At 46.0% G+C, this 14,807-nt stretch carries 11 protein-coding genes; 7 read left to right on the top strand and 4 right to left on the bottom strand.

Annotation, left to right across the window (positions count from 1 at the left end):
• The first annotated feature begins 25 nt into the window (after positions 1-25).
• Positions 26-1,288: a malic enzyme-like NAD(P)-binding protein gene (locus tag OCU46_RS12955; RefSeq protein ID WP_141271779.1), complete on the top strand. Its 1,263-nt coding sequence runs from the start codon at positions 26-28 to the stop codon at positions 1,286-1,288.
• Positions 1,289-1,383: 95 nt separating this feature from the next.
• On the opposite strand, the gene metJ is transcribed toward OCU46_RS12955, so the two are convergent.
• A complete protein-coding gene (gene metJ, locus OCU46_RS12950) occupies positions 1,384-1,701 on the bottom strand; it encodes a met regulon transcriptional regulator MetJ (RefSeq protein WP_141271780.1) in 318 nt (105 codons plus the stop codon).
• A gap of 190 nt (positions 1,702-1,891) precedes the next feature.
• On the opposite strand from metJ, the gene OCU46_RS12945 reads away from it, so the two are divergent.
• From OCU46_RS12945 to metF, 3 genes are all read left to right on the top strand, one after another.
• Entirely contained in the window at positions 1,892-3,055 is a 1,164-nt protein-coding gene (locus OCU46_RS12945) for an O-succinylhomoserine (thiol)-lyase (RefSeq protein WP_141271781.1), read from the top strand.
• Between the two features lie 2 nt (positions 3,056-3,057).
• Complete coding sequence (locus OCU46_RS12940; protein WP_141271782.1) at positions 3,058-5,466, top strand: bifunctional aspartate kinase/homoserine dehydrogenase II; 2,409 nt, start codon at positions 3,058-3,060, stop codon at positions 5,464-5,466.
• Positions 5,467-5,652: 186 nt separating this feature from the next.
• Positions 5,653-6,552, top strand: coding sequence for a methylenetetrahydrofolate reductase (gene metF, locus OCU46_RS12935; RefSeq protein WP_141271783.1), 900 nt, complete (start codon positions 5,653-5,655; stop codon positions 6,550-6,552).
• A 66-nt stretch (positions 6,553-6,618) separates the two neighbouring features.
• Here the strand turns inward: metF and OCU46_RS12930 are convergent, their stop codons facing one another.
• From OCU46_RS12930 to argE, 3 genes are all read right to left on the bottom strand, one after another.
• Positions 6,619-7,149, bottom strand: coding sequence for a PadR family transcriptional regulator (locus OCU46_RS12930; protein WP_141271784.1), 531 nt, complete (start codon positions 7,147-7,149; stop codon positions 6,619-6,621).
• Positions 7,150-7,535: 386 nt separating this feature from the next.
• Positions 7,536-10,166 carry a phosphoenolpyruvate carboxylase gene (gene ppc, locus OCU46_RS12925; protein ID WP_141271785.1) on the bottom strand — a complete coding sequence of 877 codons (2,631 nt, stop codon included), beginning with the start codon at positions 10,164-10,166 and terminating at the stop codon, positions 7,536-7,538.
• A 180-nt stretch (positions 10,167-10,346) separates the two neighbouring features.
• On the bottom strand, positions 10,347-11,510 hold the full coding sequence (argE, locus tag OCU46_RS12920; RefSeq protein ID WP_141271786.1) for an acetylornithine deacetylase: 1,164 nt from the start codon (positions 11,508-11,510) through the stop codon (positions 10,347-10,349).
• A gap of 131 nt (positions 11,511-11,641) precedes the next feature.
• On the opposite strand from argE, the gene argC reads away from it, so the two are divergent.
• The 3 genes from argC (at position 11,642) to OCU46_RS12905 (ending at position 14,757) form a co-directional block, all read left to right on the top strand.
• The gene (argC, locus tag OCU46_RS12915; protein WP_141271787.1) at positions 11,642-12,661 is read left to right on the top strand and encodes an N-acetyl-gamma-glutamyl-phosphate reductase; all 1,020 of its coding nucleotides are present in this window, start codon (positions 11,642-11,644) and stop codon (positions 12,659-12,661) included.
• Positions 12,662-12,682: 21 nt separating this feature from the next.
• Entirely contained in the window at positions 12,683-13,465 is a 783-nt protein-coding gene (gene argB / locus OCU46_RS12910) for an acetylglutamate kinase (protein ID WP_141271788.1), read from the top strand.
• A gap of 77 nt (positions 13,466-13,542) precedes the next feature.
• Positions 13,543-14,757 carry an argininosuccinate synthase gene (locus OCU46_RS12905; RefSeq protein ID WP_141271789.1) on the top strand — a complete coding sequence of 405 codons (1,215 nt, stop codon included), beginning with the start codon at positions 13,543-13,545 and terminating at the stop codon, positions 14,755-14,757.
• The last annotated feature ends 50 nt before the right edge of the window (positions 14,758-14,807 follow it).

The raw sequence follows: 14,807 nt of genomic DNA, 5'->3' as shown, positions 1-14,807 counted from the left end.
CTACACCCTAAAGGAATGCCCTTCGATGTCTGATGACCAACCTGTAAACGATTTTCGCCAGCAAGCTCTTGATTATCATGAGTTCCCAAAACCGGGAAAGATTGCTGTTGAGCTGACTACTCCTGCTGATTCTGTTCATGACCTTGCATTAGCATACAGTCCAGGTGTTGCAGAGCCTGTGCGTGAGATTGCTCAGAATGTGGATAACGTTTACAAGTACACTGCGAAAGGAAACATGGTTGCGGTTATCTCAAATGGCACTGCTATTTTGGGTTTGGGTAACCTAGGTCCTATGGCTTCAAAGCCAGTAATGGAAGGTAAGGCGCTTCTGTTTAAACGTTTTGCTGGTTTAGACTCAATCGACATTGAAGTAAAACACCGTACTATCGATGAATTCGTTGATACAGTAGCGGCAATTGCCGATACCTTTGGTGGTATTAACCTAGAAGATATCAAAGCGCCAGATTGCTTTGAGATTGAAAGTCGTTTGATTGAACGCTGTGACGTACCTGTTTTCCATGACGATCAACACGGGACTGCGATTGTGACTGCAGCGGGCATGTTGAACGCTATAGAGCTTCAAGGTAAGCAACTGTGCGACTCTACTATTGTATGTCTAGGTGCGGGCGCAGCAGCGGTTGCATGTATGGAACTGCTGATTAAATGTGGCGCTCAGCGTGAAAAAATCTACATGCTAGATCGCAAGGGCGTAATTCACACTCGTCGTGACGATTTGAACGAATACAAACAACTATTCGCCAATAATACTGATAAGCGCACGCTAGAAGATGTGATTGAAGGAGCTGATCTGTTCTTGGGTGTATCGGGTCCAAATCTACTATCTCCAGAAGCACTAGCACTAATGGGTGATAAGCCAGTGGTATTCGCCTGTTCAAACCCAGATCCTGAGATTAAACCAGAGCTTGCGCATAAAGTACGTACTGACCTTATTATGGGTACAGGCCGCTCTGATTACCCAAATCAGGTAAACAATGTTATCTGCTTCCCATTCATCTTCCGTGGTGCGTTGGACGTTCGTGCAAGTGAAATCAATATCGAAATGAAACTAGCGGCAGTAGAAGCCATTCGTCAGTTGGCGAAAGAGCCTGTTCCTGCTGAAGTATTGAAAGCGGCTGGTGTGGATTCTTTAGAATTTGGCAATGGCTACATTATACCAAAACCAATGGATCCTCGTTTGCTTCCACGTGTTGCAAGAGCGGTAGCTGAGGCTGCGGTTGAGTCTGGTGTAGCACGCATTGAGCTACCAGAAGGCTACATGCAGGGATAATCCTGAAATATAAAAAAGGGGGTTAGAGTACGCGTACTCTAACCCCCTTTTGCTATCTACTCATCGGCATATCAATTTTGCCAATGGGCGTTAAGTTAGTCATCAAACACTTCTAGTTCGATACCTAGATCAGACATGATTTGCTGAGCTTCAGCTGGGATCTCATCAGGGTGGTCTTTTCTAAGGTCTTCGTCAGTAGGTAGAGGCTGTCCTGTGTAAGCATGCAAGAATGCCTCACAAAGCAGTTCGCTATTGGTTGCATGACGCAGGTTGTTCACCTGGCGACGAGTGCGCTCGTCAGTCAGAATCTTAAGAACCTTAAGCGGAATAGACACAGTGATCTTTTTAACTTGAGTGCTTTTCTTACCGTGCTCAGCATATGGGCTGATGTATTCGCCATTCCAGTCTGCCATTGGAAACCTTTAATTACCTAATATAAGAGTTAATACCCAATTCTAGCGATATTGACTGCTATATGTAAAGGCATTTAGACGTCTAGATGTGTTGATGTCTGATGGTTATCGGGGTAATCTATGAACAGAATTAGATTAATTTGATTGGTATCAAACTCCGCCAGTCATTGTCAAAGGAAAGGACAAGAAAATGAGCAGTAAACACAAGTCATCGACGATTGCCGTTCGTACCGGTATCGAATCTGATACCCAACACCATGCTGTTGTTCCCCCAATTTATCTGTCCACCAACTATGGTTTTCCTTCATTTGGAGATGTACCAAAGTACGACTATACCCGCTCAGGAAACCCAAATCGAGGATTACTAGAGACGGCACTGTTTGAGTTGGAATCAGGTAAAGGCGCAGTGGTAACTAACTGTGGCACTTCAGCTTTAAACCTATGGGTTTCAGCCTTTTTGGGCCCTGATGATTTAATCGTTGCACCGCATGATTGCTATGGTGGAACCTACCGTCTATTCAATACCCGCTCTCTAAAGGGTGACTTCAAGGTAGAGTTTGTCGATCAATCTGACGAGCAAGCACTTGCCGCAGCGATAGCAAAAAAACCAAAACTTATTCTTATCGAAACGCCATCAAACCCTCTGGTTCGTGTAGTGGATATTGCAAAAGTATGCCAACAAGCGGCTGAGGTTGGTGCACTAGTGGGTGTCGACAATACCTTTTTGACGCCTATATTCCAAAAGCCTTTAGAGCTGGGCGCAGACTTCGTTATTCATTCAACCACCAAGTACATTAATGGTCACTCTGACGTTATTGGCGGTGTGGTGATAACCAAAACCGAAGAGCACGCAGAAGAGCTTGGCTGGTGGGGTAATTGCATCGGTGCGACGGGTACGCCATTTGATAGCTACATGACCCTGCGTGGCATTCGTACCTTGGGTGCTCGAATGCGTGTTCATGAAGAAGGGTCACAGCAGATTCTTAACTACCTTCAATCGCAAAAGCGCGTTAAAACCATCTACCACCCAAGCCTTCCTGAGCATCCGGGTCATGAGATTGCAAAGCGCCAACAATCTGGCTTTGGTAGCATGCTGAGCTTTGAATTTGATGGCAGTATGGAAGAGCTAAAAACATTTGTCGGCGGCTTAAAGCTATTCTCACTGGCCGAATCTTTAGGTGGAGTAGAGAGCTTAATTTGCCACCCTGCAACCATGACACACCGTGCTATGGGTGAAGAAGCTCTAGCGGAAGCGGGTGTTTCTCATTTCTTGTTGCGTTTGTCTGTGGGCCTTGAAGATGCTGATGATCTAATTGACGACCTTACTCAAGCATTCGATCTAGTGGAGAAGTAACCATGGGAAACCTAAAGCAGCTTCATAAATTTGGCGGTAGTAGCCTTGCCAATGCTGAGTGTTTTAGTCGCGTTGCCAATATCTTGGCAGAATACTCTAATGTGGAAGATTTGATTATCGTTTCTGCTGCCGGCTCAACCACAAACAATTTGCTACGTTGGTTGGCGGCGTTAGAGAAAGATGGACGAGTTGCTCACGAGATCTTGCTGGAACTGCGTGCATATCAGAACCAATTGATTATCGACCTGCTGCCAGAAGAGAAAGTCGAATCACTACAAGAAGTGTTGAATAATGAATTCACCGCACTGAGTGCTTTAAACGCGCCTTTAAGCGAATCGCAAAGATCGGCAGCACTTGGTCATGGTGAGGTTTGGTCATCTCGCCTGCTTGCGGCTCTCCTCAGTGATAAGGGGATGGAAAGTGTCGCTATCGACTCGCGTGATTTCTTGCGCGCTGAAGTGGGCACACAACCTGAGATCGATCGCGGACTATCTTGGCCACTCGCGAAATCAGTAGTTGCGCAGCACCCACACAGACGACTGGTGGTTACCGGTTTTATGGCTCAGAACCAAGAGGGTGAAACCGTTCTGCTTGGACGTAATGGCTCTGACTATTCGGCAACTATTGTTGGCGCTTTAGCTGAAGTCTCTAAGGTGACTATCTGGAGTGATGTCGCTGGTGTTTACAGTGCCGATCCACGTATTGTCAGTGATGCTTGCTTACTTCCGTTACTTCGTCTTGATGAAGCGAGTGAACTGGCGCGCTTAGCAGCTCCTGTATTACACAGTCGCACATTGCAGCCAGTAGCGCAGAGTACTATGGACATGGAACTGCGTTGCAGTCATCAACCAGAGTCTGGCTCAACGCGCATTGAGCGTGTGCTGGCCTCGGGACGTGGTGCGAAGATCGTTACCTCACTAGACGACGTTAACCTTATTGAGCTGACGCTGAGTCATGCTCATGACTTTGAGCGTTTAGAGCCTCAAGTCTTATCTTTACTGAATAAAGCTCAACTTGCACCGCTAGCCTATGAATCTCAATCAGATAACAACTGTCTGCGTCTTGCTTACACCAGTGAGCTACTTGCTGGCGCATTAGAGTGCATTGAGTCTGCTCATCTTGAGGTTGGCGTAGAGGTGAAATCAGGCTTGTCTTTGATTGCGGCGGTTGGCGCAGGCGTGACCAACAACGCCAATCATTGCTTTGGTTTTTACCAAACACTAAAGAGCGTGCCCGTTGAGTTCATGTTTGAGACAGATTCGGAGCTGAGCTTAATTGCTGTGGTGAGAACCAATAAGGTACCTGAACTGCTTGAGTCTTTGCATAGCCAACTGTTCCAAGCGCAAAAGCGTGTTGGCATAGTGCTGTGTGGTAAAGGCAATATTGGTTCCAATTGGATTGAGCTATTTGCACAGCAAAAAGTCGAGTTAGAAAAGCGCCGAGGCATGAGCTTTGACCTGATCGCCGTTGTAGCGAGTAACCGCTATTGGTTTGATGAGAATGGTATTGATGCTGGCACGTTAAATACCCACTTTGCGGAAGAGGCGGTAGCCGGTGAAGAAGACTGGGTTTCTTTAGTAAGAAAACAATCGAGCTACGACGAGATAGTGGTACTGGATGTTACCGCTAGCCAAGAAGTGTCGGATCGTTATCTAGAGTTTGCTGAGCATGGCATGCATGTTATTTCTGCCAACAAGCTAGCCGGTTCTGCGCCGAGTGAGTTTTACCATCAAGTGCAAGATGTCTTTTCCAAAACAGGACGCCATTGGTTATATAACGCAACAGTGGGTGCTGGTTTACCAGTAAACCATACTGTGCGAGATCTGCGTGAAAGCGGCGACCAGATAGTGGCTATTTCAGGGATTTTCTCTGGCACTCTATCTTGGCTATTCCAGCAGTACGATGGCTTGATTCCATTTAGTGAATTAGTTGATCTTGCTTGGCAACAAGGACTTACTGAGCCTGATCCTAGGGCGGATTTGGATGGCACTGATGTTATGCGTAAATTGGTTATTCTAGCGCGCGAGTCAGGACTAGAGCTTGAGCCAGAGAGCGTCAAGGTAGAGTCTCTAGTACCTAAAGAGTTATTGCATCTATCAGTGGATGACTTCTTCCATCAAGCACATATTCTTAATGAGCTGCTGGCTGAGCGCCTAGATAAGGCTCAGAGCGAAGGCAAGGTACTTCGTTATGTTGCACGTCTATCGAAAGATGGAGAAGCGACAGTGGGCGTAGAGGCGCTTGATGAGCGTCATGCACTGGCGAACTTGCTTCCTTGTGACAATATCTTTGCTATTGAGAGCAAATGGTACAAGGATAACCCGTTGGTTATCCGTGGGCCTGGTGCTGGACGTGAGGTGACTGCTGGTGCATTGCAGTCTGATCTCAACAGACTCTCTGGTTTACTATAAATCTAAAAGCTAATTCATCCGGTGTTGCTAGTGCTTACTAGGCATCGGATGCCTTCCTTCAAAAAATCACTCAAAGTTTGCACGAATTTTTGTTGACATCCCCCTCATAAATTTACATTATCTAGACATATAGACGTCTAAACGTTCAAGGTTATGAGATTGTGCTGACGCACAGGGAGAATAAATATGGGATACACACACGCAAGCCACATCGATGCATTGAATCAAAATATCGCTGAGCTTTCTGACAACATTAATGTCTCTTTTGAGTTCTTTCCTCCAAGTAGTGAAAAAATGGAGGAGACGCTATGGAACTCGGTTCACCGCCTGAAAACCCTGCAACCTAAATTTGTCTCTGTAACCTATGGCGCTAACTCTGGTGAGCGCGATCGCACACACTCCATCATCAAAGAAATCAAAAACCAAACAGGCTTGGTTGCAGCACCGCACTTGACTTGCATTGATGCCTCTCGTGATGAATTGATCACGATTGCAGATGACTACTGGAAGAATGGTATTGAGAGCATCGTTGCTCTGCGTGGCGATATTCCACCGGGCGGCGGTCACCCTGATATGTACGCTTCAGACCTTGTAGAGCTGCTAAAGTCACGCCATGACTTTGATATTTCGGTAGCGGCGTTCCCTGAGGTTCATCCAGAAGCAAAAAGCGCACAGGCCGATCTACTGAACCTTAAGCGTAAAGTAGACGCAGGCGCAAACCGTGCAATCACGCAATTCTTCTTTGATGTAGAGAGCTACCTTCGATTCCGCGACCGCTGTGCGGCTACAGGCATTGATGTAGAGATCGTTCCAGGCATCCTTCCAGTATCAAACTTTAAGCAAGCATCACGCTTTGCTGCAATGAATCATGTGAAGGTTCCGGGCTGGATGGCGCAGCAGTTTGAAGGTTTAGATGATGATCCGACAACTCGTCAGTTGGTTGGGGCAAGTCAAGCAATTGATATGGTGCGTACCTTGAGCCGTGAAGGGGTTAAGGACTTCCACTTCTACACGCTAAACCGTGCTGAAATGACTTATGCACTTTGTCATACCCTAGGTGTCCGTCCTCAAAAAGCCGCTGTTTAAACTTTAGAAGCCGAACATAAAACAAAGGACCTAGTGCATAATGTGCTAGGTCCTTTTGTATATCAGCTAAGCTATCTCGCCTAGCACTTCTTCTGCCCATTCATTCCACGCTTCGCGAGTTAGAAGGTTGCGGCGCAGTGTTAGGCGCTCAATCTTCTCTTTTTGATTCAGAAGGCGAGTATCGGAGTAGTGTGTACCCTCAATCTCTTTGTAAAACTGAACCAGTTTACGTGAGTCGTTTAGTGCATGTTGCAGTTGGTCTGAAAAGCCTTCTGCAGGCTGAACTTCACAAGCGTAAAGTTTAGCGGCAAATTCATCTCGCACCGTTGGGTGTGAAATAGGTTGATCAAACCACTTAGCCAGTGCCTCACGGCCGCGCTCTGTGATGGAGTAAATCTTTTTATCTGGTTTTCCGGATTGAGGTTGTAACTCACAAGTCACTAACTCGTTTGCGGCCAACTTGTTTAGCTCACGATAAACTTGCTGGTGGCTCGCTTTCCAGAAATAGCCGATGCTATAAGAAAACTCTTTTGTAATGTCGTAACCGGTAGCATCTCGTGTGCTTAGTACGGTCAATATAACGTGTGGTAATGACATGTTTTTCTTCCATATATACTGCATATAAAAAACAACGCACCGATCTGACTCTATATTGGTCTTAATTGAAGAGTGCGAGCCACTCAAGATTTCCTTGAGCGCATGTATTACCTTTTAAGCCATTCTCACCTGAGAAAATTGATTTTATTATGTTCAATAGACAGGGGATATTGTGTCTCTGGTTTGTTATTGAAACCCAAGATGCCCTATCTATAAGCTAACAGTTTACTATGATTTGGTAACGTTAGATTAACGCAAAATAAGTATTACAAAAACATGTTTACGGCTTCTAGTCTCATATTGCTAACTGGATCATAAAGACGAAAAAAAGCCCCAGCTCAAAAGAGCTAGGGCTTAGATATCTATCACAATGTGCGGTTCAGCTATTAGCCTGTGTTACGCATACCTGCGGCAATACCCGCGATTGTGATCATCAGCGCTTCTTCAAGATCAGGATTGTTTTCTTCCGTTTTCCTTGTGCGCTTAAGAAGCTCCACTTGCAGCATGTTCAATGGATCAACGTAAATGTTACGTAGACGAATTGACTCAAGACCCCACGGGTCGCTTTGCATTAGGTTTTCGTTGTTCTCAACCTTCAGCACGGCTTGGATGTCTTTTTGCAGTTGTGTACGTAGGCTCTCACCTAGGCGCCATAGAGAAGGATCAGTTAGCTTTTCATCATAAAGCTTGGAGATATCCATGCTGCACTTGTAGTACACCATTTCTAGCATACCTAAGCGGGTAGAGAAGAATGGCCACTCACGACACATCTCTTCTAGAAGCTCAAGGTGACCCTCATCGATAGAGTACTGGATAGCTTCACCTGCACCTAACCACGCTGGAAGAACGAGGCGGTTTTGGCTCCATGAGAAGATCCATGGAATTGCACGCAAGCTCTCAACGCCACCATTAGGGTTACGCTTCGAAGGACGAGAACCTAGAGGCAGTTTGCCTAGTTCAAGCTCTGGCGTCGCTGCGCGGAAGTATGGGACAAAGTCAGGTTCACCACGGACAACGCCACGATAAGCTTCACAAGACACCTGTGACAGCACTTCCATTAGGTCGCGCCAATCTTTCTTAGGCTCTGGTGGTGGAAGAAGGTTCGCTTCTAGAATCGCACTGGCGTATAGGTTTAGGCTGTTTACCGCGACCTGAGGAAGCCCCAATTTAAAGCGAATCATCTCGCCTTGCTCAGTTACACGCAGACCGCCTTGTAGGCTCTTTGGTGGCTGAGAAAGCAGTGCAGCGTGCGCTGGAGCACCGCCACGACCAATAGTACCGCCACGACCGTGGAATAGAGTTAGGTCGATATTTTGTGCTTCACATACCTTAACCAACTTGTCCATGGCATCATACTGAGCCCAACCCGCAGACATAACGCCCGCATCTTTCGCTGAATCAGAGTAACCGATCATTACCATCTGCTCACCTTGGATAAATCCACGGTACCAGTCGATATTAAATAGTTGCTGCATGACGGCTTCGGAGTTGTTCAAGTCATCCAGTGTTTCAAACAAAGGACAAACGCCTAGGCGGAACTTACAGCCTGCCTCACGAAGCAATAGGTGAACGGCTAACACATCTGAAGCCGTGCGTGCCATTGAGATAACATACGCGCCAAAGGCTTCAATTGGGTGTTCAGCAATGGTCTTACAGGTATCAATGACCTCTTTAACTTCTGCTGATGGCTCCCAGTTGTGTGGAATAAGAGGGCGGTTCGAGCTTAGCTCTTTAACTAAGAATGCAACCTTGTCTTGCTCACTCCATTGATCGTAGTCACCTAGGCCAAGGAAACGAGTCACTTCGGATAGTGCATCCGAATGGCGAGTACTTTCTTGACGAATATCCAGGCGAACTAGATGTACACCGAAACACTTAATACGACGTAGAGTATCAAGCAGAGAACCTTCTGCGATTACACCCATGCCACACTCGTGCAAAGAGGTGTAGATAGTGTGTAGAGGATCCCAAAGCTGATCTGCGCTTTCTAGTATCGGTAGGTTAGGAACAGTTGAACCTAACACTTTAGCGTCGATAACCTGCTGAGTGTTACTTAGAAGAGTACGAAGCTCTTTAAGGATTGCACGGTACGGTTCATGGCTGTCACCTGCAAGACTGCGTACAGCATCATTGCATTTCGTCATTGAAAGCTCAGTGATCAGCTCTTCAATGTCCGCATGATAAAGGTCAGCCGCTTTCCAGCGGGATAACCACAATACTTCTTGAGTGATGTTGTGAGTGACAAATGGGTTGCCGTCTCGGTCACCGCCCATCCATGATGAAAAGTGCACTGGGCGAGCATCTATAGGTAGACGCTCATCTAGGTGCGTAGAAACACGATCATCTAGCTCACGTAAGAAGTCTGGAATGGCTTCCCATAGAGAATTTTCTACTACCGCAAAGCCCCATTTAGCCTCATCAAGAGGTGTAGGGCGCTGCTGGCGAATAACGTCAGAGTGCCAGCTTTGAGCAATAAGCTGTTCTAGGCGGCGTTCTGTCTTAATGCGTTCTGATTGGCCAATATCGCTAAGCTCTAATTTAGATAAACAGTCGTTTATCTTAAGAAGCTTGTTGATCATGGTGCGGCGAGTGACTTCTGTTGGGTGAGCGGTTAATACCAATTCGATGTTGAGGTTGTTGATTGCCTCTGACGCTTCAGCTTTTGAGATGTCTTGAGAATGTAGCTTGCTGAAAAGGGTTTGAATGACATCGGGTTCGCAAACCTGCTCTTCGCAATGACGAGAAATAGTGTGGTACTGATCGGCGATGTTGGTCAGATTCAAAAACTGATTGAATGCACGAGCTACTGGAATGAATTGATCGTCCGGTAGGTTTTCAATCTCATTGATTAGAGCTTGTCGGTCTTCTTGGTTGCCGCTGCGAGCTGATTTGGACAGTTTACGAAGGGTCTCAACTTTGTTGAGAATGTCCTCTCCGTGGGCATCTTTGATGGTTCTGCCAAGTAGATTACCAAGCATCTTAACGTTACTTGTGAGTGCAGAATATTTCTTGTTCATTACATTGAGCCTCGTAAATAAATTACATACCGTTCCTTGAGTTGGGATCCAATCTATCCAAGAAAAGGGGCAAGAGTCAAACTTTGAACAAAATTGTTTGAAAAACCAGCGTTGAAATTGATTTCAATCATAACTGCTGGTTTTTGTAAACTTAGTGTTGAAATTTTATTTCACAAATTATTACTGTTTGTCTGAAAAGCAGTACTGATTTATGGATTTTTTGAGTATTGCAATCGTCGGGTCAATGAAATCTAAGCTTAGATACTCATCCGGTTGATGGGCTTGGTCGATAGAGCCCGGTCCCATAACAAGTGTTGGGCACAGTTCCTGTAAAAACGGTGCCTCAGTACAATAGTTAACAGTTTGTGATTCTGTTTCGCAAATGCCCTGCATTTCATGAACGAAATGATGATCTGCCTGACACTCATAGCCTGGTATTGCTTCATGCAGAGGTGTGATGTCTAAGCGACCAGGCCACTTTTGCATAACAGGCTGTAGGTATTCTTGCAGAAGCTGATCTAGGCTCTCAAGGCTTAACCCAGGCAGTGGTCTAAGGTCATAATGCAGCTCACAGCAACCACAAATACGGTTAGCACTGTCACCGCCATGAATGTGCCCAAGATTAAGTGTAGGGCTAGGAATGGCAAAGCCAGGGTGATGGTAGTCTTTTACCAATCTCTGCTTCAACTGCATTAGCGAATACATCACCTCATGCATAATCTCAATCGCATTAATGCCTAAGGCTGGATCAGAGGAGTGGCCTGATTTACCTGTGATACGAATAGAGTTGGCAATATGGCCTTTGTGACCTCGCACAGGTACCAAGCTAGTGGGTTCGCCAATGATGCAGTAGTCAGGCTTAAATGGCGCTTCTTTGGTGAAATGCCTTGCCCCAAGCATGGTGGTCTCTTCATCACAGGTTGCAAGGATGTACAGAGGCTTGGTTTGCGTACTCCAATCAGTACCATTGGCTTTCATCTGTTTTACCGCATCGAGAATGAAAGCAAAGAAGCCTTTCATATCAGCAGTGCCTAGACCGTAGTAGCGATTGTCCGCTAACGTCAGTTGATGTGGGTCATAATTCCAACGCCCTTCATCAAAGGGTACAGTATCGGTATGTCCTGCCAGAAGAAGCCCGCCCTCACCGCTACCCAATTGAGCCATAAGGTTTATTTTGCCTGGTTCTACTTCTTCCGTGGTGACGGTAAAGCCTAGGTCCTCAAACCAGGTGGCTAGTTTAGCGATAACTTGAGCGTTACCTTCATCCCATTTTAGGTCGGTTGAACTAATGGAAGAGGTGCTTATCAAGCCTTGGTAAATATCAACAAATTTAGGTATTGGCATATTATCTTCGTATCCACTATTGACAGATAACTAACGAAAGGTTAAAACACATACTAAGTCACAAAAAATGAATAAAAAAGCAAAATAGCTAATTTTTATTACATTTATAATCAAAAATGCAGAGTCGGTTGATGAGTAACGAAAAACAACTAAAAGTAGCGATTATCGGAGCTAGCGGCTATACAGGCGCTGAACTCGCAAATATGGTGTTTAAACATCCTAGCCTCACGCTATCAGGTTTGTACGTGTCAGCCAACAGCCTAGATGCAAATAAGCCTATTAGTCAGTTACATGGCAAATTGTTGGGCAAGATCGATATGCCATTGTTGCCTCTAGAAGATGTAGCAGCGGTGGCTCAATCGGTTGATATCGTTTTCCTTGCCACGGCTCACCAAGTGAGTCATGACCTAGCGCCATTGTTTTTAGCCAAAGGGTGCCAGGTATTTGATTTGTCAGGTGCATATAGAGTTCAGGCCGAGGGCTTCTACCCAGAATATTATGGTTTTGAACACCAGCACTTAACCGAACTTGATAACGCAGTGTATGGCCTAGCAGAGTGGAATAAGCAGCAAATTGCTAAAACCGATCTTGTTGCGGTGGCGGGTTGTTATCCAACCGCTTCTCAGCTTGCTATCAAGCCGGTGCTAGAAGCTGGATTGCTAGACACTCATCAGTGGCCTGTCATTAATGCAGTCAGTGGTGTATCAGGTGCCGGTATCAAGGCGAGCCAAACGAACAGCTTCTGTGAAGTAAGCTTGCAAGCGTATGGTGTATTTACTCATCGCCACCAACCAGAGATTGCGAGTCATTTAGGTCAGGATGTTATTTTTACTCCACACCTGGGTAACTTTAAGCGTGGCATCTTAGCGACCATCACCATCAAATTGGCCGAGGGTGTATCGGCTGAGCAGGTTGAGCAAGCATTTGAAGGGGCCTATGGCGATGCACAGTTGGTCAGACTAAAGCACCAAGTCATGCCAAAGATTCAGGATGTAGAGCATACTCCGTTTTGCGATATCGGCTGGAGCGTCAAAGGATCTCACTTAATCGTGGTGTCTGCTATCGACAACCTATTAAAGGGTGCATCTTCTCAAGCGATGCAGTGTTTGAACATTCGCAACCAATTCCCAGAAACAACGGCGTTGTTTTAAGTAGTGGCAAAGGAACTAGCTATGAGCACATTACCATTAGTGATTAAATTGGGTGGAGCTGCGCTAGAGTGCAGTGAAACACTATCGAAATTATTTAAGGCCATTGAGCAAGCATCGCAGCAATCTCAGCGTTCAATTGTGATCGTACACGGTGGCGGTTATTTAGTGGATGAGTTGCTAAACAGCCTGCAATTAACCTCTACCAAGAAAGATGGATTGCGCGTCACTCCTGTTGAGCAGATCCCTCTTATTACTGGTGCATTAGCCGGTACCGCCAACAAAATGTTGCAAGGCGAGGCTATTAAGGCCGGCCTAAAAACCGTTGGTTTGTGCTTGGCAGATGGTGAATTGTGTCAGGTTGAGCAACTTGACCCTGAGCTTGGCGCTGTGGGTAAAGCAGTCCCAGGAAACTCAAGCCTATTGCAAGCTATTTTGGCGACGAATACACTGCCAATCATCAGCTCTATTGGTTTAACAAGTAACGGTCAAATGATGAACGTTAATGCCGACCAAGCCGCAGTTGCTGTGGCCGGTGCTCTGGATGCCGAGCTGGCTCTGCTTTCGGATGTGAGTGGAGTACTCGATGGCAAAGGTCATCTGCTAGAGAGTCTCAATGAAGAGCAAGCTGATGCATTGATTCAAGGGAAAGTCATCACCGATGGAATGATCGTTAAGGTTCAAGCCGCATTGCAAGCTGCAAGCGATTTGGGCCGACCTATTCAAGTAGCCTCGTGGCGATACCCAGAAAAATTAGACCAACTGTTTGCAGGGCAAAACGTTGGCACCCTTTTTCAGCCTGAATAACAGGCATTTACATTTAGTGAACGGAAATTACTAGGAATGTTGCAATAACAACCTTCCTACTTATCGGAGAATTTATTATGAGCAAAGTAAGCGTAAATAAGGTTGTCGTTGCCTATTCAGGTGGTTTGGACACATCAGTGATCATTCCTTGGCTTAAAGAAAACTACGACTGTGAAGTCGTTGCATTTGTTGCTGACGTAGGTCAGGGCGAAGAAGAGCTACAAGGCATTGAAGAGAAAGCGAAAGCATCTGGCGCATCTTCTTGCTACATTGCTGATCTTAAAGAAGAAATGGTTGCAGATTACATCTACCCAACTCTTAAAACAGGCGCGTGTTACGAAGGTAAGTACCTGCTAGGTACGTCGATGGCTCGTCCTATCATTGCTAAGGCGCAAGTTGAAGTGGCGCGTAAAGTTGGCGCTGACGCACTGTGTCATGGTTGTACTGGTAAGGGTAATGACCAAGTGCGTTTTGAAGGCGCGTTTGCTGCTCTAGCACCTGATCTGCATGTGATTGCCCCTTGGCGTGAGTGGGATCTAGTAAGTCGTGAAGAGTGTCTAGATTACCTAGCTGAGCGTAATATCCCTTGTTCTGCATCACTGACGAAGATTTATTCTCGCGATGCAAACGCATGGCACATCTCAACAGAAGGTGGCGTGTTAGAAGATACGTGGAATGCACCAAACGAAGATTGCTGGGCATGGACAGTAGATCCAGAACAAGCACCAAACGAATCAGAGACGGTGACCGTTAAGGTTGAGAAAGGCGAAGTAACTGAGATTGATGGCGAGAAAATGACGCCATACAACGCGCTTGTTTACCTGAATGAGAAGGGTGCAAAGCACGGTGTTGGTCGTATCGATATCGTAGAAAACCGTCTTGTAGGCATGAAGTCTCGTGGCTGCTACGAAACTCCGGGTGGCACTATCATCATGGAAGCATTGCGTGCGGTAGAGCAATTGGTTCTTGATAAAACAGCCTTTGAATTCCGTGAAGAGTTGGGCGTGAAAGCTTCTCACCTAGTGTACGATGGCCGTTGGTTTACTCCGCTATGTCGTTCAATTCTTGCTGCTTCAGATGAGCTAGCTCAAGACGTTAACGGTGAAGTGGTTATCAAATTGTACAAAGGACACGCAACTGTCGTTCAGAAACGCTCTGACAATAGCCTTTACTCGGAAGAGTTTGCTACATTTGGCGAAGATGAAGTGTACGACCAAAGTCATGCGGAAGGCTTTATCCGTCTGTACTCGCTTTCAAGCAGAATCCGCGCTCTAAACGAACTTAAGAAATAGCGTCAAAAATAGAATACAGTAAGCACTAGACCAAGGAATTTCAGGAGAAA

Source organism: Vibrio comitans (assembly GCA_024346835.1).
In the GTDB taxonomy this organism is placed as follows: domain Bacteria; phylum Pseudomonadota; class Gammaproteobacteria; order Enterobacterales; family Vibrionaceae; genus Vibrio; species Vibrio comitans.
This window is presented reverse-complemented; position numbering and strand designations above follow the sequence as displayed.

What these genes read in the sequence shown, in the direction of transcription:
- argC (WP_141271787.1), top strand. Translation starts at nt 11,642, where the DNA reads ATGAGTAACGAAAAACAACTAAAAGTAGCGATTATCGGAGCTAGCGGC.
- OCU46_RS12940 (WP_141271782.1), top strand. Translation starts at nt 3,058, where the DNA reads ATGGGAAACCTAAAGCAGCTTCATAAATTTGGCGGTAGTAGCCTTGCC.
- argE (WP_141271786.1), bottom strand. Translation starts at nt 11,510, where the DNA reads ATGCCAATACCTAAATTTGTTGATATTTACCAAGGCTTGATAAGCACC.
- OCU46_RS12955 (WP_141271779.1), top strand. Translation starts at nt 26, where the DNA reads ATGTCTGATGACCAACCTGTAAACGATTTTCGCCAGCAAGCTCTTGAT.
- metJ (WP_141271780.1), bottom strand. Translation starts at nt 1,701, where the DNA reads ATGGCAGACTGGAATGGCGAATACATCAGCCCATATGCTGAGCACGGT.
- argB (WP_141271788.1), top strand. Translation starts at nt 12,683, where the DNA reads ATGAGCACATTACCATTAGTGATTAAATTGGGTGGAGCTGCGCTAGAG.
- OCU46_RS12945 (WP_141271781.1), top strand. Translation starts at nt 1,892, where the DNA reads ATGAGCAGTAAACACAAGTCATCGACGATTGCCGTTCGTACCGGTATC.
- OCU46_RS12905 (WP_141271789.1), top strand. Translation starts at nt 13,543, where the DNA reads ATGAGCAAAGTAAGCGTAAATAAGGTTGTCGTTGCCTATTCAGGTGGT.
- metF (WP_141271783.1), top strand. Translation starts at nt 5,653, where the DNA reads ATGGGATACACACACGCAAGCCACATCGATGCATTGAATCAAAATATC.
- ppc (WP_141271785.1), bottom strand. Translation starts at nt 10,166, where the DNA reads ATGAACAAGAAATATTCTGCACTCACAAGTAACGTTAAGATGCTTGGT.
- OCU46_RS12930 (WP_141271784.1), bottom strand. Translation starts at nt 7,149, where the DNA reads ATGTCATTACCACACGTTATATTGACCGTACTAAGCACACGAGATGCT.